The organism is Rahnella sp. PAMC25617, from assembly GCF_050606005.1.
GTDB lineage: Bacteria > Pseudomonadota > Gammaproteobacteria > Enterobacterales > Enterobacteriaceae > Rahnella > Rahnella variigena.
Window position 1 is genome coordinate 123,932 of the sequence record NZ_JBOCUM010000014.1, and the last position, 23,529, is coordinate 147,460.

At 54.0% G+C, this 23,529-nt stretch carries 21 protein-coding genes and 1 other RNA gene; 7 read left to right on the top strand and 15 right to left on the bottom strand.

All coding sequences use genetic code 11. The features are described 5' to 3' along the window. Positions 1-15: 15 nt before the first annotated feature. The gene (narL, locus tag ACM615_RS17845) at positions 16-666 is read right to left on the bottom strand and encodes a two-component system response regulator NarL (RefSeq protein WP_112290142.1); all 651 of its coding nucleotides are present in this window, start codon (positions 664-666) and stop codon (positions 16-18) included. Next, positions 663-2,453 carry a nitrate/nitrite two-component system sensor histidine kinase NarX gene (gene narX / locus ACM615_RS17850; protein WP_129638190.1) on the bottom strand — a complete coding sequence of 597 codons (1,791 nt, stop codon included), beginning with the start codon at positions 2,451-2,453 and terminating at the stop codon, positions 663-665. Before narX ends, narL begins: the two co-directional genes overlap by 4 nt. Before the next feature lie 358 nt (positions 2,454-2,811). On the opposite strand from narX, the gene ACM615_RS17855 reads away from it, so the two are divergent. The 4 genes from ACM615_RS17855 to ACM615_RS17870 all read left to right on the top strand — a co-directional run bounded on the left by ACM615_RS17855 (position 2,812) and on the right by ACM615_RS17870 (position 6,938). Then, positions 2,812-4,230, top strand: a complete 1,419-nt coding sequence (locus tag ACM615_RS17855) for a NarK family nitrate/nitrite MFS transporter (RefSeq protein ID WP_112290145.1) — start codon at positions 2,812-2,814, stop codon at positions 4,228-4,230. Positions 4,231-4,395: 165 nt separating this feature from the next. Further along, a complete protein-coding gene (locus ACM615_RS17860; protein WP_132964014.1) occupies positions 4,396-5,376 on the top strand; it encodes an alpha/beta hydrolase in 981 nt (326 codons plus the stop codon). A gap of 48 nt (positions 5,377-5,424) precedes the next feature. After that, positions 5,425-6,354: a LysR family transcriptional regulator gene (locus ACM615_RS17865; RefSeq protein WP_112290148.1), complete on the top strand. Its 930-nt coding sequence runs from the start codon at positions 5,425-5,427 to the stop codon at positions 6,352-6,354. An 89-nt stretch (positions 6,355-6,443) separates the two neighbouring features. Then, positions 6,444-6,938, top strand: a complete 495-nt coding sequence (locus ACM615_RS17870) for a DUF2501 domain-containing protein (protein ID WP_129638192.1) — start codon at positions 6,444-6,446, stop codon at positions 6,936-6,938. A 646-nt stretch (positions 6,939-7,584) separates the two neighbouring features. On the opposite strand, the gene nth is transcribed toward ACM615_RS17870, so the two are convergent. The 13 genes from nth to ACM615_RS17935 form a co-directional block, all read right to left on the bottom strand. Further along, a complete protein-coding gene (gene nth / locus ACM615_RS17875) occupies positions 7,585-8,223 on the bottom strand; it encodes an endonuclease III (RefSeq protein WP_431012257.1) in 639 nt (212 codons plus the stop codon). After that, positions 8,216-8,914 (bottom strand): electron transport complex subunit E, encoded by a 699-nt coding sequence (locus tag ACM615_RS17880; protein ID WP_112291522.1) that lies wholly within the window; start codon positions 8,912-8,914, stop codon positions 8,216-8,218. The genes nth and ACM615_RS17880 overlap by 8 nt, the downstream gene beginning before the upstream one ends. Continuing rightward, positions 8,907-9,539 (bottom strand): electron transport complex subunit RsxG, encoded by a 633-nt coding sequence (rsxG, locus tag ACM615_RS17885; RefSeq protein WP_120163993.1) that lies wholly within the window; start codon positions 9,537-9,539, stop codon positions 8,907-8,909. Before rsxG ends, ACM615_RS17880 begins: the two co-directional genes overlap by 8 nt. 9 nt (positions 9,540-9,548) lie before the next feature. Beyond that, on the bottom strand, positions 9,549-10,601 hold the full coding sequence (rsxD, locus tag ACM615_RS17890) for an electron transport complex subunit RsxD (protein WP_112291518.1): 1,053 nt from the start codon (positions 10,599-10,601) through the stop codon (positions 9,549-9,551). Further along, complete coding sequence (rsxC, locus tag ACM615_RS17895; RefSeq protein WP_431012258.1) at positions 10,602-12,707, bottom strand: electron transport complex subunit RsxC; 2,106 nt, start codon at positions 12,705-12,707, stop codon at positions 10,602-10,604. A gap of 1 nt (position 12,708) precedes the next feature. Further along, entirely contained in the window at positions 12,709-13,275 is a 567-nt protein-coding gene (gene rsxB, locus ACM615_RS17900) for an electron transport complex subunit RsxB (protein WP_112291515.1), read from the bottom strand. Continuing rightward, positions 13,275-13,856 (bottom strand): electron transport complex subunit RsxA, encoded by a 582-nt coding sequence (gene rsxA / locus ACM615_RS17905; protein ID WP_095922116.1) that lies wholly within the window; start codon positions 13,854-13,856, stop codon positions 13,275-13,277. The genes rsxB and rsxA overlap by 1 nt, the downstream gene beginning before the upstream one ends. A 40-nt stretch (positions 13,857-13,896) precedes the next feature. Continuing rightward, positions 13,897-14,337, bottom strand: coding sequence for a DUF2569 domain-containing protein (locus tag ACM615_RS17910; RefSeq protein ID WP_112291513.1), 441 nt, complete (start codon positions 14,335-14,337; stop codon positions 13,897-13,899). A gap of 255 nt (positions 14,338-14,592) precedes the next feature. Continuing rightward, positions 14,593-15,960, bottom strand: a complete 1,368-nt coding sequence (gene dcuC, locus ACM615_RS17915; protein WP_112291512.1) for an anaerobic C4-dicarboxylate transporter DcuC — start codon at positions 15,958-15,960, stop codon at positions 14,593-14,595. Positions 15,961-16,686: 726 nt separating this feature from the next. Then, complete coding sequence (locus ACM615_RS17920) at positions 16,687-17,895, bottom strand: FAD-dependent oxidoreductase (protein ID WP_431012259.1); 1,209 nt, start codon at positions 17,893-17,895, stop codon at positions 16,687-16,689. Between the two features lie 80 nt (positions 17,896-17,975). Next, positions 17,976-18,212: a hypothetical protein gene (locus ACM615_RS17925; protein ID WP_431012260.1), complete on the bottom strand. Its 237-nt coding sequence runs from the start codon at positions 18,210-18,212 to the stop codon at positions 17,976-17,978. A gap of 90 nt (positions 18,213-18,302) precedes the next feature. Then, a non-coding RNA gene (locus ACM615_RS17930) (RtT sRNA) lies at positions 18,303-18,384 on the bottom strand. A gap of 415 nt (positions 18,385-18,799) precedes the next feature. Continuing rightward, positions 18,800-20,092 carry an MFS transporter gene (locus ACM615_RS17935; RefSeq protein ID WP_120163999.1) on the bottom strand — a complete coding sequence of 431 codons (1,293 nt, stop codon included), beginning with the start codon at positions 20,090-20,092 and terminating at the stop codon, positions 18,800-18,802. Between the two features lie 142 nt (positions 20,093-20,234). On the opposite strand from ACM615_RS17935, the gene ACM615_RS17940 reads away from it, so the two are divergent. The 3 genes from ACM615_RS17940 (at position 20,235) to bioD (ending at position 23,423) form a co-directional block, all read left to right on the top strand. Further along, a complete protein-coding gene (locus ACM615_RS17940) occupies positions 20,235-21,134 on the top strand; it encodes a LysR family transcriptional regulator (RefSeq protein ID WP_112290474.1) in 900 nt (299 codons plus the stop codon). Between the two features lie 169 nt (positions 21,135-21,303). Continuing rightward, the gene (mlc, locus tag ACM615_RS17945; protein WP_112290476.1) at positions 21,304-22,527 is read left to right on the top strand and encodes a sugar metabolism global transcriptional regulator Mlc; all 1,224 of its coding nucleotides are present in this window, start codon (positions 21,304-21,306) and stop codon (positions 22,525-22,527) included. Between the two features lie 209 nt (positions 22,528-22,736). Then, positions 22,737-23,423: a dethiobiotin synthase gene (gene bioD / locus ACM615_RS17950; protein ID WP_112290477.1), complete on the top strand. Its 687-nt coding sequence runs from the start codon at positions 22,737-22,739 to the stop codon at positions 23,421-23,423. The last annotated feature ends 106 nt before the right edge of the window (positions 23,424-23,529 follow it).

Here is a 23,529-nt window from a genome sequence, read left to right on the forward strand (position 1 = left end):
AAAGGCTAACGACTGTCAAAGCACATTACTCTGCAATACCCACACTGCGGCTTCGACGCGGGATTTTAGCTTCATTTTTTTCAGCAGATGTTTGACGTGAACTTTCACCGTGCTTTCGGTGATATTCAGACGGCGGGCGATCATCTTATTCGGCAAACCTTCTGCGATCAGTTTGATGATGTCGCGCTCGCGCGGCGTCAGAGACTGGATATCGCGGTCGCCGCTCGGACGGCTTTCCCGCAGGCTGGCGGCCAGCACTGGCGTCAGGGCTTCACTCAGTACCATTTTTCCGGCGGCGGCGTTGTGCAACGCCGTCAGCAAATCTTCCGGTTCCATATCTTTGAGTAAATAGCCGTCTGCGCCGCGTTTAAGTGCCGTCACCACGTCATCTTCATGATTCGACACGCTGAACACCACGATGCGGCCGGAAAGCGAGGTCTGGCGCATACTGTCGAGCGTATCAAGGCCGTTCATGCCCGGCATGTTCAGATCAAGCAAGATCAGGTCGGGATCGAGCTGTTTCGCCAGTTCCACTCCCTGTTCGCCGTTGCTGGCTTCGCCAATCACCTTCAGGCTAGTATCCAGCGCAATCAGCTGTTTGACGCCGTTGCGCAGCATCGGATGATCGTCAATCAGCAAAATAGTGGAAGGGGTCATGTCGTTCATACTTGCTCCTGGGGATTAATGGGCAGGGCTTCCGGACGAAAACGGACTGTTACTTCTGTGCCGCCGTCCGGGCGTCGGGCAACCCGACATTTACCGTGTAAGGTGCTGGCGCGATCCTGCATGATGATCAGACCATAATGATTTTGTCGTTCAACATTCGGTGAAATACCTTCGCCGTTATCGCAAATGCGCAGCGTGATTTCACCGTCGATGCAATGCAGTGAAAGCGAAACCTGCGTGGCGTTAGCGTGCTTATAGGCATTGTTCAGTGCTTCACGGGCGATATGCAGCAGGTGAATGCCCTGATTGGCCGGCACGGAACGCGGCGGGATCTGGTAATCAAAATCTATCGTCAGTCCCATGCGGCGTGAGAATTCATCGACCGTATGTTGCAGCGCAGCCCGCAGGCCGGGAGTATTGAGCGTCAGGCGGAACGTGGTCAGCAATTCACGCAACTGACGATAAGCCGTACTCAGTTCATCGCGCATTTGTTGCAGCACATTCTGATCTTCTTCGCTGAAAGCAGCGGCGTGCATTTGCAGACAGGCGACCTGAATTTTCAGGCAGGAAAGCGACTGCGCCAGAGAATCATGCAGCTCGCGGGCAATTGCCGAACGCTCTTCCATCAGCATCAGCTGTTGCTGATGTTCGGCCTGACGCGCCAGCATCAGCGTGCTGGTCAGTTGCTCAAGCAGGGTACTTATCAGTTGCTGATGTGCATCATTCAGATTCTTGCCCGGCGGCAGTTGCGCCAGTAACACGCCGTAATTTTCACGTTCATCACGCAGACTCCAGCTTAAAGACTCGCCACCGTCATTTGCATGTTCCCCGACTTTCGGACTGACAGGCTGACGTGGTGAAGCATTGCTGAATTCGTTGAACACTTCGGCGCTGTTATTTTCGTATTGCCGCAGTTGTACGCCACTCAGCGGGGTCAGCGACTGCAATTCTTTCAGCACCGGCTCCATCCGCGCTTCGAGCGGCTCGCTGGTGTGAAGCTGACGGCTCACGCGATAAAGATAATCCAGCATCTGATTTTTCTGCTGTAAATCGGCGGTTTTCTCCGCTACGCGCTGCGCCAGATTATCGACCAACTCCGCCAGCGCCAGGGACATGCTGTTCAGCGAGTCGCCGAGAATATCCATTTCATTATGTGCATCCCCATTGGCAACCCGTTTACGCTGATAACGATGGCTGAAATCACCGGCGGTGATGGCACTGGCCTGCGAGAGCAGACTTCTCCACGGGGCCAGCAAATGACGGCGCAGAAACCAGATGGTCAGCGCCAGCAGCAGAAGCGTTACGGTGACCAGACCGCGCTGGATAAGCGAAATCTGCTGTAAGTGGTATTCAGTTTTATGTTCCAGTTCGGCGACCAGCACATCAAGCTGACCCACAAAGACCGCGATATTGGCCGAGACGTCTTGCGGATGCTTCGCGGTCAGAATCTGATCCCGCAGCGTTGTTTGCCAGTAATTGCGCAGCGCCTGGAACTGCGGTTGCAGGTTTTCGCGCTCTACCGCCTGCAGCAAATCGACACTGTTCTGATCGGCTTCAATCTGGCGAATATACGCGGTGTTTTTCCCGTCGAGCGGCACTTCGGACAACAACCGGTAGCTTTGCATGCGCAGCGAACCGGCTTTATTAATCGCGTGGGCATTGCCTTCGATACTACCCGCCATCCACGCTGCCATACTCATTCCGCCAATACCCAGCAGGCCGAGCAGCAACATCAGTAATGTTGTCTGGCTGACCAGCGAAAGAGAAGGCAGAACACGTTTAAGCATGAATAGAATTCCTGGAATTTATCGGGATAGTGAAAAGTGTGGATCGCCACAGTCCTGTACGGAGTGGGCATTTTTTATGATCACAGGGAGTTTCCCTATACCTCTTTATGATTACTCCCTTATTTCCATGCGGGGCGTGCCGGTAAAAATAGGGCAGGGAACTCTTTATCAACTTTATGAATAATAGCAGTTTATTGGAAGCTCGCCGAATACTCATAAAGGATTTGTGGTCAATTTTAGGCCATGATCCACCTGCTGTTGCGTTGATTTGTATCAACATCGGGAGGCGGGGCTCTACCTAGTGTGTGCGACATAACTTAATCATTACAACAACAATGCGTTGCCACCCGAGGTAAACATGTCACATACATCAGCTTCACCGGCGGAAAAACCGTCCCGCCTTTTGCAGGACTGGCGTCCGGAAGATCCGGAATTTTGGGAAAAGACCGGGCATAAAGTGGCCAGCCGAAATTTGTGGATTTCTGTTCCCTGTTTGCTGCTGGGTTTCTGTGTCTGGATGCTGTTCAGCCTGGTTTCTGTCAATCTGAACAAAGTCGGTTTTAACTTCACCACCGATCAGCTGTTTATGCTGACTGCGATCCCGTCAGTTTCCGGCGCACTGCTGCGCGTACCTTACTCCTTTATGATCCCGCTGTTTGGCGGTCGTCGCTGGACAGCAATCAGCACCGTTTTCCTGATCCTGCCATGTGCATGGCTGGGCTTTGCGGTGCAGGATACCAGCACCTCTTACAACGTCTTCCTGATCATCGCGCTGTTGTGCGGCTTCGGTGGCGCAAACTTCGCCTCGAGCATGTCCAACATCAGCTTCTTCTTCCCGAAAGCGAAGCAGGGCGGCGCACTGGGCATCAACGGCGGTCTGGGCAATCTGGGCGTGAGCGTGATGCAACTGGTTGCTCCGCTGGTGATTTCCCTTGGCGTTTTCGCGGCGTTCAGTGACAAACAAACGCTGGCGAACGGTTCAGACATGTGGCTGCAAAATGCGGCGTGGATCTGGGTGCCTTTCCTGCTGATCGGTACGATTGCAGCCTGGTTCGGCATGAATGATCTGGCGTCATCCAAAGCGTCAATCCGCCAGCAGTTACCGGTACTCAAACGCGGCCACCTGTGGATCATGAGTGTGTTGTATCTGGCAACGTTCGGCTCTTTTATCGGCTTCTCCGCCGGTTTTGCGATGCTGACCAAAACTCAGTTCCCTGACATTAACATTCTGCAATTCGCTTTCTTCGGCCCGTTCTTCGGTGCGCTGGCGCGTTCTGCGGGTGGGATGTTGTCTGACCGTCTCGGTGGTATCCGCGTGACGCTGGTGAACTACATTGTGATGGCGATTTTCGCGGGCCTGCTGTTCCTGACCCTGCCGGTTGGCGGCGTGGGCGGTAACTTCCCGGCGTTCTTCGCCGTATTCATGGTGCTGTTCCTGACGGCCGGTCTGGGCAGTGGTTCCACCTACCAGATGATTGCGGTGATCTTCCGTAAACTGACTACCGATCAGGCTAAAGCACGCGGTGCCAGTGATGATGAAGCATTGCGTGAAGCGGTGACGGATACTGCTGCGGCGCTCGGTTTTATCTCTTCAATCGGCGCGATTGGCGGGTTCTTTATTCCTAAAGCGTTCGGTACTTCACTGGCAATGACCGGTTCACCGGCTGGCGCGATGAAAGTCTTCCTGGTGTTTTACGTGGTCTGTGCGCTGATCACCTGGCTGGTGTACTGGCGCAAACTGAACAAAGGTTTTGCGACCAAACAAAGCAATAAGTAATCGCACTTTGCTAAATGACGGAAGGGGCTTCGGCCCCTTTTTTATATTCTGGACAACTGTAAATACTGAACCTAATCAGGTATAAGCCATAACGATTCAGACTTTTTAAAAACGGCGCAGGGCGTTATAAATAACGGGATAAATCATTTCTGATAAGGATCCGCGATGAATACTGCCCACCTTGTAGACCCCGAGCTGCGCCCGTTGCTGGCGGATATGCCGGAGCGCGAGCTCGAAGCCTCCGCTTTGCCCGCCATGCGTGAGCAGCGTCAGGCCGCGGCTCTGGAAAGTCTGTCACAGGATGACGGTCTGCCGGTGACGGTGACTCAACATCACATTTCAGGCGACGAAGATGCACCGGCGGTGCGTGTGCTGGTGATTTCGCCGCAACATGAGCGCAAAGGGCGGATGGGCATCCTGCATATTCACGGCGGGGGATATGTACTTGGCAGTCCGGAACAGTCGACGCCGCTGACGCGTCCGACGGCGGCGCAGCAGGATTGCGTGATTGTCTCGGTAGATTATCGTCTTGCGCCGGAAACACCTTTCCCCGGCCCGCTGGAAGACTGCTATGCCGCGCTGGTCTGGATGACCGCACAGGCAGATGAACTTGGCATCGACTCTGCGCATATCGGTGTCATGGGCGACAGCGCGGGTGCCGGTCTGGCAGCGTCGCTGGCATTGCTGACCCGCGACCGTGGTGGCCCAAAGCTGGCGTTTCAGAATCTGATGTACCCGATGCTCGACGACCGTACCGTCACCGCTCCCAACCCCAATCCGGTCACCGGCGAGTTTTCGTGGACGCGTCAGGATAACCGTTTTGGCTGGCACGCGTATCTCGGGCATGAAGCGGGTTTGCCGCATGTTTCATATTATGCAGCCGCTGCCCGCGCGGAAGATCTCAGCGGATTGCCTGCGGCCTGGATTGGCGTCGGTTCGATTGATTTATTCCTGGATGAGAATATTGAGTATGCCCGCCGGTTAATCCGCGCTGGCGTGCCGGCAGAATTCAGCATTTATCCGGGCGGATTCCACGGTTTCAACGGCGACCCGGCGTATGCTCTGGCCCGCCGTGCCCGCAAACAGCGTCAGGATGCTTTAGCCGGGTTTAATCCGCTGCGTCATACCCATGACTTTGGCTTATAATAGGCAACACTCAATCAGGCAAAACTACCGGCTGAATCAGACACTAAATTGGATATCAAACAACTTATCTATCTCTGTAACCTCGAGCGCGAACGGCATTTTGGCAGGGCGGCGGAAGCCAGCTTTGTCAGCCAGCCGACGCTGTCGATGCGTCTCAAGAACCTCGAAAAAGAACTCGACCTTAATCTGATCAATCGCGGTAATAACTTTGAAGGTTTTACCGCTGAAGGGCTGCGCGTCCTCAGCTGGGCACGCGAAATCGTCGCCGTCTATGAAGGGCTGAAACTGGAAGTCGAATCGCTGAAACAGGGTATGAGCGGTACCTTGCGTATCGGCGTCATGCCGCAATGCAGCGTGTCACTGGCGCAACTGATCAAAGCCGTCAGCGAAGCGCATCCGGGGCTGGATTACCGGGTTTCGGAAGTCAGCGCCGATCAGCTGATCGAAGCGCTGAGCAGTCATTCGGTAGATGTGGGGATCGGTTTCTTTGAGTTCTCGACGCTAAATGAGCTGCGTTTCCAGCTGGTGCCGCTCGACGATGGCGGTGTTGACGTGGTGTATCACCCGGACCATTTCCCGCAGTTGCAGGACATTGAACTGATGACTGCTGAACAGGCGGTTGCATTGCCGTTATGCCTGTCTGAACCGAGCCGTTATTTCCGTCGTTATCTGGATAATTTCTTCCGCCAGTCCGGGCTGGAATTGCATCCGACGCTGGAAAGCACCTCGATTTTCCAGCTGATGCAGGGCGTGTTTGTTGGCATCGGTTGTGCGCTGGTACCGCGCGGGCATCTGATTGATGAAATGCATCCTGCGCTGAAGCGTTGTCCGCTGGATATCACGCCGATGAGCCGTCACGCCGCGCTGGTGGTCGCCGAAGGGGGAAGGGCAACGCCGCTGGCTCAGCACTTCTTCACGGCAGCGGGTGTCTGGCTGGCGCAGCAGGCGCTTAACAAGTCATCAAATATGGCGCAATAAAGACGTTCTCTCCGGTATTCCTATTGATGTCATCAAACTTTAAGCCCAAGATTTGCCGCAATACTTATGTGAAATGGATGGAGTAAGACATGAAAACTTTGAAAGCGGTTGTTCTGGCGATGGCCTCTGCGGGTATTTTGCTTTCGGCAGGCGCACAGGCCTCAAATAATCTTCTCGGACAACTGCAGCAGGCTGCCAGCGACGGACTGAATGGCACCAGCAAAACCGGTTCAACGGGTACCACCTCTTCGCTGACCTCCCTGCTCAGCGGCGGCGACAGCGCACTGACCTCGACCAGCGCGAACAACGTCGCTGGTGTATTGCAGTATTGTGTGAAGAACAATGTGCTTTCCAAAGCCAGCACTGAAAACGTGAAAGACCAGCTTCTTAATAAACTTGGCATTGAGACAGCAGCGGGTGCTGAAAGTCAGGATTACCAGCAAGGGCTGGGCGGTTTACTGAAAACCGGTAAAGATCAGAGTGTGGATCTGAATAATCTCGGCAGCGGCCTGACGCAGGTGAAAGAGAAAGTAAAAACTAAAGCGTGTGATGTGGTACTGAAGCAGGCGAAATCATTTATTTGATTGCAGAGGCCGCTGCAATGGCGGCTTTTAACTTAAATTTCAACTTCAACTTCAACTTCAACTTCAACTTCAAGGTCGTGGGCGTCGGCCCACACCGACCAGAGACCCGGTAACGCGCGGGCCTCTGGACTCCGCGCTTTTTCACTGCGCGCTCCGCTGGCGCAAGGGACATGTTCTGCGGCATTGATGAGTGGCGCAAATCCAGGTGCTGCGCACTACCTTCTCTCGGTCTTCGAGCCACGGGTCTCGAAGCCGCTCCGTTCAGCTGGATTTTGAGCACGCCATTGAACTCTCTAAAACAGAGAAATTTTGTTTTTTGAATTTAAGATCCTGCGGGCGATTCAGAAAGCTTGCTGAATGAGAGGTTGCAGACCATAGGCTGCAATCCCGAAACGAAGGAACCGCGCAGCGGCAAGATTTCCAGCCTGTTGCTGCGGTTGCTGAAACATAGCCAGCGCGCGGATCACATGTTTGAAAAAGCGAGGGGAGTTCAGAGGGGAAAAGCCTTTCCCCTCTGGTCGGTTTCGGCACGAAAGGCCGTGTGATAACCGTTATTGAGAAACCGAAATTTACTCAATTCTATTTAAAGCTTTTAAAGCTTTTAAAGCTTCTAAAGCCATTTAAAGGGATCCAAAGGGAACCCCTTTCACTCCGCATAAACCTTCTCTTTACTCTCACACAAATCTTCAATCAGACAACTCCCGCACCGCGGCTTGCGCGCAATACAGGTGTAGCGACCATGCAGGATCAGCCAGTGATGGCAGTCGAGCTTGAACTCGGCGGGCACCACTTTCAGTAATTTATCTTCGACGTCATCGACAGTTTTCCCCGGCGCGAACTTCGTCCGGTTGCAGACGCGGAAAATGTGCGTATCGACGGCGATGGTCGGCCAGCCAAAAGCGGTGTTCAGTACCACGTTGGCGGTTTTACGGCCTACGCCCGGCAGGGCTTCCAGAGCAGCGCGATCTTCCGGCACTTCGCCGTTGTGCTTTTCCAGCAGGATACGACAGGTTTTGATCACGTTTTCGGCTTTAGCATTAAACAGGCCGACGGTCTTGATGTATTCCTTTACGCCGTCCACGCCAAGCGCCAGAACGGATGCAGGGGTGTTGGCGACCGGATATAACTTTGCCGTCGCCTTGTTCACGCTGACATCCGTGGCTTGCGCGGAAAGCAGAACCGAAATCAGCAGCTCGAACGGGGTGGTGTACACCAGCTCGGTCGTCGGATGGGGATTGTTATCCCGCAAACGGCTGAGAATTTCGATGCGCTTTTCCTTATTCATGAACACTTCCCTTTGGCAGACTTTCTTCAGCCGCGACATGCTGCACGGCTTTGCGCGCTTTCATGCGCTGATCAATCAGGTATTTGGCGGCCAGCAGCAGGCCGAGGCCGATAAATGCGCCCGGCGGTAACATCGCCAACAGGAACGGGTTGTCCAGATGCAGCACTTCCACGCGCAGCACTTTCGCCCAGCTGCCGAGCAGCAGATCTGCGCCGTTGAACAGCACACCGCTGCCGAGAATTTCACGCATCGAACCGAGCACAAACATCGCACAGGTCGCGCCCAGACCCGTCATGGCACCGTCGAGGGCAGCCAGATGGACAGGGCTGCTGGCCGCGCAGGCTTCGGCGCGTCCGACCACGATACAGTTGGTGACGATAAGCGGAATAAAGATCCCCAGCGCCTGATACAGACCGAACGCATACGCATTGATCAGCATCTGCACGGTACTCACCACCGAGGCAATAATCAGCACGTAAATCGGGATGCGGATTTCATCCGGGATCCACTTGCGAAACGCGGAAATCATGGCGTTGGTACAGGTAAGCACCAGCGTGGTCGCCAGACCTAAGCCCAGGGCGTTAGTGGCGGTGGACGTCACGGCCAGCAGCGGACAAAGTCCCAGCAGCTGAACCAGCGAGGAGTTATTGGTCCACAGACCCTGAACGATTATCTTTTTGGCTTCACTCATCACGGGCTCCACAAGGGGTGAGGTGGGAAAGCTGAGACGGTACCGTCCCGATAAATAATGCAGTGCGTTTTACAGAACGCACAACGGCGCGCGGCGTGATCGTCGCACCCGTGAACTGATCAAACATACCGCCATCTTTCTTCACCGCCCAGCGTTCGTCGGTGGGACCGTTAATGGTCTGATTGGCAAAATGTTTGATCCAGTCGGAAATGCGCACTTCGATTTTGTCACCCAGTCCCGGCGTTTCATGCTGTTCCAGCACGCGGGAACCGTAGACTTTGCCATGAAAATCAGCAGCAACCAGTAACTGAATCGCACCGGAATAGCCGTCAGGCGCGGTGGTTTCTACCACAGCCGCCACCGGCTGACCGTTTTTACGCGCCAGATACATGCGGTGCGGGGTGGCAGTGCCGAGAGATTCATCGGTGACGTTGTAACATTCATTCTGCATGTCGTTATCGTACACACTGGCCGGGATCACCTGGTCAAACAGGGATTTTTGCTGTAACAGCGCCTGATGTTCAATCGTCGGCTTGGTCATCAGATTGACCAGCGCCGTCATGCCGGTCATCAGTGCGCCAAAGAAAGCCAGGATCAGGCCGTGGCGTCGCATTGTAGCTAACATAATTCTTCCTCAGCGATGCCCGTAAACACGTGGTTGTGTGTAGTGATCGATCAATGGCACGGTGATATTCGCCAGTAAAACTGCAAAGGCGATGCCATCCGGATAACCGCCGTAACTGCGGATCAGCCATACCAGCAAACCAATCAGCGCACCAAAAATCAGGCGGCCTTTCGGCGTGGTAGATGCCGTAACCGGGTCGGTCGCGATAAAGAACGCGCCCAGCATGGTCGCACCGGAGAACAGCCCGACCAGCGGCGAGGAATAACTTTCCGGCGCCAGACCCCACGCGATACCCGCGCAGAAGGCCAGCATACCCAGCATGGCAACCGGAATATGCCAGCTGATGATTTTGCGCCACATCAGGAACAGGCCACCGGCCAGAAAACCGAGGTTAATCCACTGCCAGCCCAGACCGGCCAGTGTGCCGCTGAACAGGGGGGTTCCGAGGATCTGATCGGCGGTATGGCCGGAACGCAGACCGGTTTTAAACGCATCCAGCGGTGTCGCCTGCGTCACGCCATCAACGTTCATATTCAGCTGATACGCGGTCAGATCCTGACTGTTATGGCCGGTGAAAATGGTCAGCAGCGTGTCGGTGAATCCGACGTGGTGATGCTGTAAAACATCCGGCGGCAGCCAGGTGGTCATCTGCACCGGGAACGAAATCAGCAAAACAACGTAACCTACCATTGCCGGGTTAAACGGATTCTGACCCAGACCGCCATAAAGCTGTTTGGCAATGATGATGGCGAAAATCGTGCCGAGAACCACCATCCACCACGGACCCAGCGGCGGCAGGCTGACGCCCAGCAAAACCGCAGTCAGCAGGGCGCTGTTATCGCCCAGTCGTTTTTTCACCGGCTGTTTGCGCAGCTGCAATACAGCGCCTTCCGCCAGCAGGGCAATCACGATAGCCAGCGTCAGCTGAACCAGCGTGCCGTAGCCAAAAAACCAGACCTGAGCGATCAGGCCGGGAATACACGCCAGAATTACCATCATCATGATGGTGCTGGTGTTCTGGCGGTTATGCGTAAAAGGTGAACTTGCGATCCTGAAGGCCATTTATTCCTCGTTCGACATTGTCTGAGCGGCTTTACGGGCCTTAACTCGTGCGATCGCAGCAGCCACAGCGGCTTTGCGTGGATCGCTTTCTTGTTGTGATATTTCTTTTTCTTCCGGTTCAGCGTCCTGCGCTTCACTCAGTGCAGCAGCTTTTTTGGCTTTAACACGGGCAATAGCCGCGGCGACAGCGGCCTTGCGTTTATCGTCTGCGGACGGCTCGGCAGGTGACGCTGTCACGTTTTCTTCGGCATTTGCAGGTTGTGCCGCAGCGGCCTTTTTGGCTTTCACACGGGCAATGGCCGCGGCGACAGCGGCTTTGCGGTCATCCTCGGCCGGAGCCTGCGGGGCAACGGCCAGTTCGCTTTCTTTCGCTTCGACCACAACGCCGCTGTTTCCGGCTTTCTTCGCTTTAACACGGGCGATAGCCGCAGCCACGGCGGCTTTGCGATCGTCTTCCGCAGAAGGCGGAGTCTCAGGCACCGGCTCAGAAGCCACCGGGATTTCCTGCTCAGCGGCGGCTTTTTTCGCTTTCGCACGAGCAATAGCCGCAGCAAGCGCCGCTTTACGCGGATCGGCTTCGGCAGGCTGCTCTGCCGCTGTTTCAGCCGATGGCGCTTCTGTTGCCGGTGCTTCGTCCAGTTTCACTGCCGCTTTCTGGTGTTTCTCTTCACGCGCTAACTTCTCGCGTTCCATGCGCGCCTGTTTGGCTTCAAAGCGTGCCTTGGCTTCGGTGGCGCGGGCTGTCTCTGCATCGATGGCGCGGATTTCGGCCTTTTCCTGACGGTAATACTGCACCAGCGGAATATTGCTCGGGCAGACGTACGCACAGGCACCGCATTCGATACAGTCGAAGAGATTATGCTTACGCGCTTTCTCGTGTTCTTCGCCTTTGCTGAACCAGTAAAGCTGTTGCGGCAGTAAACCAGCCGGACAGGATTCGGCGCAAAGGCTGCAACGGATACAGGCTTCTTCCGGCTCAGGCTCACCCAGTTCGGACTGAGACGGTGCCAGCAGGCAGTTGGAAATTTTGACCACGGGGACATTGAGCGATGGCAGGGTGAAACCCATCAGCGGGCCGCCCATAATCACCATCTTTTTGTCGCCCTGCGGCTGCAATGCGCCTTCACGCATCAGATGTTCAATCGGTGTGCCCAGGCGCGCCCAGACGTTGCCCGGTTTTGCCATCGCTTCGCCGGTCAGCGTCACCACACGTTCGATCAGTGGTTCGCCGTCGATAATCGCGCGTTTGATAGCAAATACGGTGCCGACGTTTTGCATCAGCACGCCTATGGACGACGAGTGATGGCCTTTCGGCACTTCAAGGCCGGTCAGGATTTTGGTCAGCTGTTTGGCACCACCGGAAGGGTATTTGGTCGGGATTACCCGCAGTTCAATGCGCACACCTTCGGCCTGTTCGGCTTTAATGGCGAGTTTAAAGGCGGTAATGGCTTCCGGTTTGTTGTCTTCGATACCGATCAGCACGCGTTCCGGTTGCAGCATGTGGCACAGAATACGCGTCCCTTCGAGGATTTCCGCTGCGTGCTCCTGCATCAGCCGGTCATCGGCGGTGATGTACGGCTCACATTCGGCAGCATTGAGAATCAGCGTGCGGGTAGACGTCAGGCCGCCTGCCAGTTTGCTGGCGGTCGGGAAACCTGCGCCGCCCAGTCCGGCGATACCGGCCTGACTGATGCGCTGATTCAGTTCGTCAGCAGAAAGCCGGCGATAATCGGCAATGAATTCACGCTCGCACCAGGTGTCCTGGCCGTCGGCTTCAATCAGCACACACAGTTCTTTCAGGCCGGAAGGGTGTGCGGTGATATGCGGCTCGATGGCGGTGATCACGCCGGATGTCGGCGCATGAACCGGCACGGTGCGGCCACGACCTGTGGTCAGCGGCTGACCTTTTAATACGCGGTCGCCAGCTTTCACGCACAGCTCGCCTTCAGGGCCAAGGTGTTGCTGAAGAGGAATGATAAAGCGCTCAGGCAGCGGCACGTTGCGCAGCGGAACGTGGCTCGACTGAGTCTTCATTTCCGGCGGATGAATACCGCCATCGAAGTCCCAGACTTTGTCTTTTTTGAGCGCGGCAAACAGATTAAACATGTTACTCCGCATGGATGACCTGAACCGGAATGGACTGTAAATCCCATTTCCAGTTTGCGGTGGTGGTTTTTATTGGCAGCATTTCGATGCAGTCCGTCGGGCACGGTGCGACGCACAGGTCACAGCCGGTGCATAAATCGGTAATCACGGTATGCACGGCGCGGGTGGCACCGACTATGGCATCAACCGGACAAGCCTGAATGCACTTGGTGCAGCCGATACAGTTGCTCTCGTCGATGTAGGCGACTTTGCGTACTGGTACCGCCGCAGCGGCATCTTCGCCCATTGGCTGGGGTTCGACGTTAAGCAGGGTCGCCAGTTTGAGCATTACCGCTTCGCCGCCAGGCACGCATTTGTTGATGTTATCGCCATTGGCAACCGCTTCAGCGTAAGGCTTACAGCCGGGATAGCCGCATTGCGCGCACTGGCTTTGCGGCAGAATATCGTCGATCTGATCGACAACCGGATTGCCTTCGACCGCAAAACGACGTGAGGCGTAGCCCAGCAGCAGGCCAAAAACCAGCGCCAGAGCGGTCAGCGCGCCAATCGCTTCCCATAATTCAAACATCAGAATTTCACCAGACCTGTGAAGCCCATAAAGGCTAATGACATCAGGCCAGCCGTGACCAGCGCAATCGAAGAACCTTTGAACGGAGCAGGGACGTCAGCCACTACCAGACGTTCACGAATGGCGGCGAACAGCACCATCACCAGCGAGAAACCGAGCGATGCGGCAAATCCATACAGCGCGGACTGCATAAAGTTGAACTGCTGGTTGATGTTCAGCAGCGCCACGCCGAGCACGGCGCAGTTGGTGGTAATCAGCGGCAGGAAGATACCCAGCAGACGATACAGTGACGGACTGGTTTTACGCACTACCATTTCGGTGAACTGCACCACAACTGCGATCACCAGAATAAAGGCCATGGTGCGCAGATACACCAGTCCCAGCGGCATCAGTATGAAAGTGTTGACGATCCACGAGCAGATATTCGACAGGGTGATGACGAACGTGGTCGCCAGCCCCATACCAATAGCGGATTCCAGTTTCTTGGAAACGCCCATAAACGGGCACAGGCCAAGAAACTTAACCAGTACGAAGTTATTTACCAGCACAGTGCCGACAAAAAGTAATAAATAAGAGGTCATGACAATTGCCCGGACATAATAAACATTAAAAACCTCAGGGTTATTCCGTGAAGGTTTCTTTTACCCGCAATGAGCGCTTAAAATAAGGCACAAAGACGGCGGCAGCCAATAAAGGTAACAATAAGTTACGCACGGCCAAATCATCAGTAACTGGCGAGAATGCAAAGGCTTTTACCGCCAGAAGCACCGTACATAATAACCAGATAATATACATTTTCGGTAAGGCTCTTGCGCGCTTACAGAATTGCCACAATACCGCGACGGTAAATGCCCCCATCGCCAGCGTGGTCACCACGGAGAAATACCATTGCAGGGTAAATGCCTGCGAGTTGGTGAATAAGTATTCACGCGATTCCGGCACAAATAATGCCATTGAAAACAGAAACAGCATTAATACGACGCTCAGCAGCGTCACAATCAGATACGCCATCGGGGCCAGTAACCACCCGCCAATACGTTTATAGCCCGGATTATTCGACATAAAAGCTTTTCTCACGCTGGTTTCGCCATCAAATCAGCACAGGGAGAGTTCCCCGACCTTCAAGGCGCAGTAGCTTAACCTGAGTTCGCGTCAGCCCATATCGTATTTATGTGATCAATACCTTAATCCTTCACGCCGTCTCTGCGTTGGCTGTCTTCACTCGCCCCGGTCACATACTTTTGTATGCTCCCGGGGACTTACTCAGTCGCCGCCTTGATACAGCCTGAATGTTTCAGGTATTAAAATCGGGGAGGTTTAATGCACCGGCACCAGAATTTCGGTGGCGACGATCACCACGATCAGACCGACCAGTACGGGAACAGAGGTACGTTTAACCACTTCGAAAGGCGAGATTTTTGCCATGCCGGCCACGGCTACCACGACGCCGGAAACCGGTGAAATAGTGCGGCCGAGGTTAGACGCCTGCAACATCGGGATGACCAGGTATTCCGGGTTGATGCCCATTTTTGCCGCCAGTTTCGGGATGAGTTCGACGAAGGCATAGAACGAGGCATTACCGGAACCGGTTGTCATGGCGGCAAGCACGGTGATCACCACCAGAACCAGCATCATCACAATGCTGCCTGAACCAAAGTTTTGCGCCAGTCCGATCAGGCTGCTGATGAATCCGACGGTGCTCAGTCCTTGTGCGAATACGCCGGCTGCGACCAGCAGCATCACCACGTTGGCGAACGCATCCGCCATGCCGCGATAAGCGACGTCCAGACCGGCGAAGACGGCTTTGCCGTTACGGTTACGCAGCGTTTCTATAATGGCGGTCAGCAACATACAAATGACCAGAATAGTGATGATATGCAGATTCGGGCCCCATTTACCGTCGAAAATCAGCACACCGATAATCGGCGTGAAAGGCAGAATGGCGTAAAAAGCGGGGGCATTCGTTTCGACCACATCGTCTGCATTGGAATCAACGGCATCTACCTGCGCGGTGGTATCGCGTTTATCCAGATAGCGTTGCCAGAAGAAGTGCGCGATCGCCATTGCCACAATGGCCGCTATGGAAATCGGCAGGGTGACTTTAAAGGCGAAATCCACCAGAGGCATATTCGCGGCCTGCGCGGCCAGCACGACATCACCTGAAGTCGGAGAAAGAATAATTGCCGCAGGGGAAGCACAAATCGCCGCCGCCGCACCGCGACTGATGCCGACGTTAACCATAATCGGGAACAGGGTAGCCATCAGCAACACGCCCAGACCGGTCGCCGAAGACACTGCCAGAGACATCAGGCACGCCAGAATATAAGCCGCAACCATCAGGATGTAAGGCGAGTTGATCATCTGTAACGGACGCGACGCCAGTTTGACGACCACATCATTGGCGCCGATATGGGTCATATAGGCCGCGAAACCGCACAGCATCATGATCATCATGCCGAGATCGCCACCACGGCTCATCAGCAGAATTTTGACGTATTCGACGATATCCGTCGCGTTCCAGCCGGTACTCTTAGTGCCTTCCGGCAGGATACTGTGACCCATGATTGCGCTGATAATCAGCAGCAACAAACCACCGACCATCAGGACGCCGGTGGGTGAATAGCCTTTGATGATATAGCGCCCGACAAACACGGCGACCACCAGTCCGATCAGTAATTCCAGCATGATTGTATTCCCCGAGATTAAATGTGGATCCAAGTGAAAGGCGGGAACTTTGCCGAAATAACGGTAAGGGCGTAATGACGCTCATCAATTATGGGTGATGAAAGGCGGGGGATATTTAAATTTGTGATGATTGATGGGGATCACGGGGGCGTACAAAACAATCTTCAACTTCAACTTCAACTTCAACTTCAAGTTCAACACCGTGGGCGTCGGCCCACACCGACCAGAGACCCGGTAACGCGCGGGCCTCTGGACTCCGCGCTTTTTTCACTGCGCGCTGTCGCAGATACGACGGACATGTTCCGGCGCATTGGTGAGTGGCGCAAAATGTCATCGCTGCGCGATCCCCGAATTTCAGGCTTCGAGCCTAAGGTCTCGAACCGTTCATTCGGTGCCATTTTTGAGCACGCCAATCAACCTTTTTAAAAGATGAAAAACAATCCCGCTTTTGAATTTAAGATCGTGCGGGCGATTCAGAAAGCTTGCTGAATGAGAGGTTGCAGACCCAAGGCTGCAATCCCGAAATGAAGGAACCGCGCAGCGGCAAGATTTCCAGCCTGTCGCTGCGATACCTGAAACATAGCCAGCGAGCCGAGCGCGCAGTGAAAGAGCCGGAGATTCCTAAGAGGCGCGGCGATAGGCACCTCTTAGGGCCCGTTTGGGTGGCAACCCAAGGTGTTGACCTAGACCTAGACCTTAAGGCCAGTTCGGATGGCTAACCCAAAATCAAAGCTTCGGGATTTCCCGATAAAACCCGACTCCGATGAGGCGTCCAAACAGGAATGGTATAAATTTCCGCCCGCGCAACCACATTTCCAGCCGTGAAGGGGCACGCTTCCTTTGTTTCTGTCCTGCTTTACTGATCAAAATCTGTAACGCCTGCGTCGCCCATGTCGGGAACGTCCGGCGGCGCTGGATGCGCTTCAAATGCCGCAGCGTAAGACGTCCGGCTTTCAGCGGTTCGGTGATGATATTCGCCGTCGCCACCGCATCCTGAATCGCCAGATTCACCCCGACGCCGCCAATCGGTGACATCGCATGGGCTGCGTCGCCGATGCACAGCAGCCCCGGTTTTGCCCACTCTTTCAGGCGGTCAATGCGGATCACCAGCAGGCGCACGTCGTCCCAGCTGAGAATATCGTCGGCTAAACGCGGGCGCTCAAACGGTGACACTTCCGCCAGCAGGTCGAGAAAAGGTGCGATGCCTTGTGCTTTGAGTCCATCCAGGCTGTCTTTCGGGATCGAATAACCGCACTGCCAGTAATCGCCACGGTCGATCATGATGAAGTTTTTCTTCGGGCCGCGATGCCCCATCGACCACTGCGGATCGTCTGGGCGCTTGTTGATTTTCAGCCACAGTACGTCACGCGGTGCACCATAACGGCGGATTTCCATCCCAGCCTGTTCACGCACGATGGAATTACGGCCATCACAACCCACCACTAAATCAGCGTCGAAATGCTGCGTTTCGCCGTTCACTTCTGCAAGAACGCCGGAAACCTGACATTTATCTTCCCGCAACGACAGCACCTGCGCGTTGTGGATCAGATGAAAGTTCGGCAGTTGTGCGGCCTTGCTGGCGATGAAATTAAGGAAATCCCACTGCGGCATAAACGCGATGAATTTGCACTGAGTGGGTAAATGGCTGAAATCTGCCAGCGTGGTTTCTTTGCCGTTGATTTCGCCGTACAGCTTTTCTGCACGCTGATGCGGCAGGGCGAGGAATTCATCAAGAAACCCCAGCCGCCAGATGATGTCGAGCGTTGAAGGATGGATTGTGTCGCCACGAAAATCACGCAAAAAGTCGCTGTGTTTTTCCAGCACGGTGACGTCAATTCCCTTACGTGCCAGAAGATATCCCAGCATTAATCCTGCGGGACCGCCGCCGACGACGCAGCAGGACGCTGCTGCTGCGGACTTTGTATTTGGTGCCATTACAACCTGCCTGACGGTATGAATTTACATGATAACAATTATCATTTGCGCCGATGTGCGTCAATTCCTCCCGTGCTACATCACGGAACATTTCCTTCCCAGCGTTGTAACAAAGCTTTTTTTGCCAGAGCCGTGGCAAAGGGGCGGATTTTAAAATCCACTTCAAATTCCACTTCAAATTCCACTTCAAATTCCACTTCAAATTCGACTTCAACTTCAAGTTCAAGTTCAAGTTCAAGGTCAACACCGTGGGCGTCGGCCCACACCGACCAGAGACCCGGTAACGCGCGGGCCTCTGGACTCCGCGCTTTTTTCACTGCGCGCTGTCGCGGGTATGACGGACATGTTCTGACGCATTGGTGAGTGGCGCAAAATGTCATCGCTGCGCGATCCCCGAATTTCAGGTGTACTCGGCCTACGGCCTCGCCCTTCGGGCCGTCACTTCGTGACGTTGTCTCGCTCCGCTCGGCTCGAGCCTTGGGTCTCGAACCGTTCATTCGGTGCCATTTTTGATCACGCCAATCAACCTTTTTAAAAGATGAAAAACAATCCCGCTTTTGAATTTAAGATCGTGCGGGCGATTCAGAAATCTTGCTGAACGGAGCGGCTTCGAGACCTATGGCTCGAAGACCGAGAGAAGGAACCGCGCAGCGGCAAGATTTCCAGCCTGTCGCTGCGATACCTGAAACATAGCCAGCGAGCGGAGCGCGCAGTAAAAGAGCCGGAGATTCCTAAGAGGCGCGGCGATAGGCGCCTCTTAGGGCCAGTTTGGGTGGCAACCCAAGGTGTTGACCTTAAAGCCAGTTTGGGTGGCAACCCAAGGTGTTGAATTTGGTTTTGAAGTCGAAGTCGAAGTGAATTTAAAAACCGCCCCTTTGCAGCGGCCGCTGCACAAAAAATGGCATTAAGCGGCTTTTGCCTCAGAAAGCCGCATCAACCGGAACCCAACACCCACGCCAACAATCAGCATCAGACTGATAAACCCGGTAATCCCGTACCATCCGTACGCATGCCAGAAAAATCCGCCCAGCGTCCCGGCGACACTCGACCCCGCGTAGTAGCTGAACAGATATAAAGACGAAGCCTGACCTTTAGCACGACGCGCACGACGGCCAATCCAGCCGCTGGCCACAGAGTGCGCAGCGAAGAACCCGCCGGTGACCAGGATCATGCCGATGAAAATCAGCCATACCGGAGAGAAGGCGGTGATCAAAATCCCCAGCAGCATGATGGCTGTCGAGCCGATCAGCACCGGGCCGCGACCATAGACACCGGTCAATACGCCTGCCTTAGGCGAACTGTAAGTCCCCATCAGATAGACGATGGAAAGTATCCCGACAATCGCCTGACTCAGGTTATAAGGCGATGAAAGCAGACGATAACCGATGTAGTTGAACATGGTCACGAAACTGCCCATCAGCAGGAAACCTTCGGCGAAAAGTAACGGTAATCCGCTGTCACGCCAGTGCAGCTTAAAGTTGATCAGCAGTTTGCGGGGCTTGAGCGAGCTTGCGCGAAAATGCTTAGAAGGCGGCAGAATGCGCCAGAACATAATCGCGGCGGCGAGGGCGAAGAAACCGACGACCGCGACGGCGATACGCCAGGAAAAAAAATCGGTCAGCACGCCGCTGACTAAACGGCCACTCATGCCGCCGATCGAGTTCCCGCTGATGTATAAACCCATCGAGAAGGCGACCACGCTCGGGTGAATTTCCTCACTCAGATAAGTCATTGCTACCGCTGCCACACCGCTGAGCGATAAACCGATCAGCGCGCGCATGATGAGAATGCCGTCCCAGCTCTGCATAAAGGAACAAACCAGCGTGCAGCCTGCGGCGAGCAGTAACGCCACCACCATCACTGATTTTCGCCCGACGGCGTCAGAAACCGGCCCGGTAAACAACAGTCCGATTGCCATCAGACCGGTCGATAACGACAGCGACAGGCTGCTGGTGGCCGGTGAAACCCCGAAATCATGAGACAACACCGGCAAAATTGGCTGAACGCAATACAGCAACGCAAATGTCGCCAGACCCGCAGAAAACAGAGCCAGCGTAACGCGGATAAATTGCGGTGTACCACGTTTGATAAAAGGAGTTTTCAGACCAGAGCGGGCGACAGGCGAGTCAGGATTTAATTCGTCGTCATTAACAGAATCTTGAGCAGGTGCAGCGGAAATCCGCCGGGAGGTTTTCACTGGAAATCCTTAATACGATGGGCTGTAAAACTAAATTTTAAAATGTATGAAAATTTTAACAGCGGTCGTTGTATTGTCTAATATATTAATCAATCGAAAACGATATGTTTAAAGTATCAATCAGGAACAACCGGACATCTTTATGAGTCACATTGAGCTGCGTCATTTACGTTATTTCATCGCGGTTGCGGATGAACTGCATTTTGGCCGGGCGGCGGAGCGTTTGCATATTTCCCAGCCGCCGCTGAGCCAGCAAATTCAGGCGCTGGAAGCGCATGTCGGCGCGGCGCTGTTTTACCGCAGTAACCGCAGCGTGCGCCTGACGCAGGCGGGTCAGGTGTTTCTGTCAGAAGCGCGCCAGATTTTACAACGTGTGGATGAGGCCTCGGCGCAGGCGGCGCGTATTCACCGCGGGGAATCCGGTAATCTGACACTCGGGCTGACGTCTTCGGCGCCGTTTTTACGCCGGGTTTCAAGTACGTTGCATCGGTTTCGCCTGACGTATCCTGACGTGAATATCCGCATCGAGCAGCTCAACAGCAAACAGCAAATCGAACCGCTGCTGGAAGGAAAACTGGATCTGGGGATGATGCGCAACGGCGAGCTGCCGCCGGAGCTGGAACATCATCTGGTACTGACTGAACCCCTGATTGCGGTAGTCCATAAAGACCATCCGCTTAATGCGCTGGCCGAGGGCGAACTGACGTTTCAGCATCTGGCCGATCAGCCATTTGTGTTCTTCTCTAAAGATGTCGGTACATCGCTGTACGACGATATTCTCGGGCAGTTGAAAGCGCAGGGCATTACGCCGTTTATCACCCAGGAAGTCGGGGAACCTCTGACGATTATCGGCCTGGTGGCGGCAGGGCTGGGCGTATCGATTTTACCCGCGTCTTATTTGCGGATTCAGGTGGAGGGCGTGCGCTATCTGCGCTTTGGCAATTTGCATGGCACAACGCAATTATGGCTGGTGAATCATGCGACACGTCCTCTTACGGCAGCGACCCGCGCGTTTATGGCATTGTTGCTCCACGATGACTGACGGACTTCTTGTACAGAACATGCTGTTTTTCCAGTCAATTCCGAGGGTCTTTTCACGCAATTTGTGCACCAAATCACATAACTAATCAAATAGTTGACGACATATAACAAAAACTCCAACATACCCCTAATCTTTATTTTGAAGCGCGAAAATAACAGGAGTTCCTTGAGTGATCCCCGACGGGCAACCAGGACATATCGACCAGATTAAACAAACCAATGTCGGTGCTGTGTACCGCCTGATAGATCAGTTTGGTCCCATTTCGCGTATCGAGCTTTCGAAAAAAGCACAGCTGGCTCCGGCCAGTATCACCAAGATTGTCCGCGAGTTGTTACAGGCTCATCTGGTGCTGGAAACGGAGTTTCAGGATCCCGGCAGTCGCGGGCGTCCGGCCATTGGTCTGGCGCTGGATACGCAGGCCTGGCACTACCTTTCTGCCCGTATCAGTCCCGGAACCGTGACCTTAGGTTTGCGGGATTTGAGCAGTAAACTGGTGGTGGAAGAAGTGCTGCCATTGCCGGTTCAGGCTCCGGAACCGCTGCTCAAACGTATTATCTCTGAAATCGATCAGTTCTTTATCCGTCATCAGCGCAAACTCGAACGCCTTACCGCCATCGCCATTACCCTGCCGGGGATGATAGATGCACGCAGGGGCATTGTTCACCGTATGCCGTTTTACCATGACGTGTTTGATATGCCGCTTGGCGACACGCTTTCCGTACATACCGGTCTGCCGGTTTATGTGCAGCACGATATCGGTGCGTGGACGCTGGCGGAGTCACTTTATGGCGCCTCCCGTGGCTGTAAAAACGTCGTTCAGGTAGTGATTGATCACAATGTCGGTGTGGGCGTGATCACCAGCGGACGGGTTCTGCATGCGGGTAGCAGCAGTGTGGCGGAAATTGGTCATACGCAGGTGGATCCTTACGGCAGGCGTTGTTATTGCGGCAATCATGGGTGTCTGGAAACGGTGGCCAGCACGGACAGTATTCTCGAACTTGTACGTCAGCGTCTGACGGTACCGGTTCCAGCCAGCTTACTGCATGGGGTTTCGCTGACCATTGAGGCCGTATGCGACGCCGCTAACCGTGGCGATCAGCTGGCGCGCGATGTGATTATCAGCGTCGGTCAGAGTGTAGGGCGAATTCTCGCGATCATGGTGAATCTGTTTAATCCGGAAAAAGTGCTGATCGGCTCGCCGCTTAATTTATCTCAGGATATTCTCCATCCCGCGATAATGTCCTGTATTCAGCAGCAGTCACTTCCTGCATATAGCGAGAATATCAAACTCGAATCGACGCAATTCTATAATCAGGGAACTATGCCCGGTGCGGCATTAGTCAAAGACGCGTTATACAGTGGCTCCCTGATAATAAAATTACTGCAAGGCTAAGTTTTATATAACGTTAGGCTGCTTATCTTAATAAAATAGCTATAAGCCTTCCGGCATTTTTGCTCACCGAGTCGACAAAACATTGCGCTAACGCAAACCGCTCTCATCTCTCATCGCCTAGACTTTCTGTCGATACTTTGTCTCCTGCGATGTTTTCTTACCGGAGACTATCTTTCAATAAGACGGAGAGATCCCGGAGCCTGAATTCCATGTTAACGCATTTTTTCGTCACGGGTACGGACGCTCGTGTAGGTAAAACCATTGTCACACGTGCCTTGCTTCAGGCCTTAGCCGCGCAGGACCGCTGCGTTTTAGGCTATAAACCTATTGCAACTGGCAGCCAGGAGTTGGCCGACGGGGTTCGAAATAAAGATGCGGTAACTCTCCAGCAGTCATCTTCTATTTCTTATCCTTTTAATAAAATAACCCCTCTGGCGTTGGCGGATGAAGATATTTATGCCAGCCAGATCCCCGGGAATGTGTTTGAAATAATGACCAATGGTCTTAATTTCATGCGTGAAGAAGCAGATTCAGTGGTTGTTGAAGGATGTGATGGCTGGAGAACATTGATTACTCCGCATCTTTTTTATTCTGACTGGGTACGCCAGCAAAATATGCCGGTGGTATTAGTGGTCGGTATTCAGGAAGGTTGCGTCAGCCATGCATTATTAACAGCGCAGGCAATTATTGCTGATGGTTTACCGTTGATTGGCTGGGTGGCGAACCGCATTAATCCGTGCCTGGCTCACTATCAGGAAACGATTGACGCGATAAGCGCCAATATTTCAGCACCGCTTCTGGGGGAAATTCCGTATTTACCCCGCGCTGAAAGCCGCGATATGGCGAAGTTTATTGACCTGTCCAGCTTCAATCTCAAAACAATGACCCGCGCCTGACGGTGACGTTGTCACAAAATTTCGCCAGTTCGGAGGCTCTGAGTGCAAAACCCGGAGCCTTTTTTACGTCTATAATTTGAAATCTGCCTGAGTGCATTCATCAACA

What these genes read in the sequence shown, in the direction of transcription:
- narL (WP_112290142.1), bottom strand. Translation starts at nt 666, where the DNA reads ATGAACGACATGACCCCTTCCACTATTTTGCTGATTGACGATCATCCG.
- narX (WP_129638190.1), bottom strand. Translation starts at nt 2,453, where the DNA reads ATGCTTAAACGTGTTCTGCCTTCTCTTTCGCTGGTCAGCCAGACAACA.
- ACM615_RS17855 (WP_112290145.1), top strand. Translation starts at nt 2,812, where the DNA reads ATGTCACATACATCAGCTTCACCGGCGGAAAAACCGTCCCGCCTTTTG.
- ACM615_RS17860 (WP_132964014.1), top strand. Translation starts at nt 4,396, where the DNA reads ATGAATACTGCCCACCTTGTAGACCCCGAGCTGCGCCCGTTGCTGGCG.
- ACM615_RS17870 (WP_129638192.1), top strand. Translation starts at nt 6,444, where the DNA reads ATGAAAACTTTGAAAGCGGTTGTTCTGGCGATGGCCTCTGCGGGTATT.
- nth (WP_431012257.1), bottom strand. Translation starts at nt 8,223, where the DNA reads ATGAATAAGGAAAAGCGCATCGAAATTCTCAGCCGTTTGCGGGATAAC.
- ACM615_RS17880 (WP_112291522.1), bottom strand. Translation starts at nt 8,914, where the DNA reads ATGAGTGAAGCCAAAAAGATAATCGTTCAGGGTCTGTGGACCAATAAC.
- rsxG (WP_120163993.1), bottom strand. Translation starts at nt 9,539, where the DNA reads ATGTTAGCTACAATGCGACGCCACGGCCTGATCCTGGCTTTCTTTGGC.
- rsxD (WP_112291518.1), bottom strand. Translation starts at nt 10,601, where the DNA reads ATGGCCTTCAGGATCGCAAGTTCACCTTTTACGCATAACCGCCAGAAC.
- rsxC (WP_431012258.1), bottom strand. Translation starts at nt 12,707, where the DNA reads ATGTTTAATCTGTTTGCCGCGCTCAAAAAAGACAAAGTCTGGGACTTC.
- rsxB (WP_112291515.1), bottom strand. Translation starts at nt 13,275, where the DNA reads ATGTTTGAATTATGGGAAGCGATTGGCGCGCTGACCGCTCTGGCGCTG.
- rsxA (WP_095922116.1), bottom strand. Translation starts at nt 13,856, where the DNA reads ATGACCTCTTATTTATTACTTTTTGTCGGCACTGTGCTGGTAAATAAC.
- ACM615_RS17910 (WP_112291513.1), bottom strand. Translation starts at nt 14,337, where the DNA reads ATGTCGAATAATCCGGGCTATAAACGTATTGGCGGGTGGTTACTGGCC.
- dcuC (WP_112291512.1), bottom strand. Translation starts at nt 15,960, where the DNA reads ATGCTGGAATTACTGATCGGACTGGTGGTCGCCGTGTTTGTCGGGCGC.
- ACM615_RS17920 (WP_431012259.1), bottom strand. Translation starts at nt 17,895, where the DNA reads ATGGCACCAAATACAAAGTCCGCAGCAGCAGCGTCCTGCTGCGTCGTC.
- ACM615_RS17940 (WP_112290474.1), top strand. Translation starts at nt 20,235, where the DNA reads ATGAGTCACATTGAGCTGCGTCATTTACGTTATTTCATCGCGGTTGCG.
- bioD (WP_112290477.1), top strand. Translation starts at nt 22,737, where the DNA reads ATGTTAACGCATTTTTTCGTCACGGGTACGGACGCTCGTGTAGGTAAA.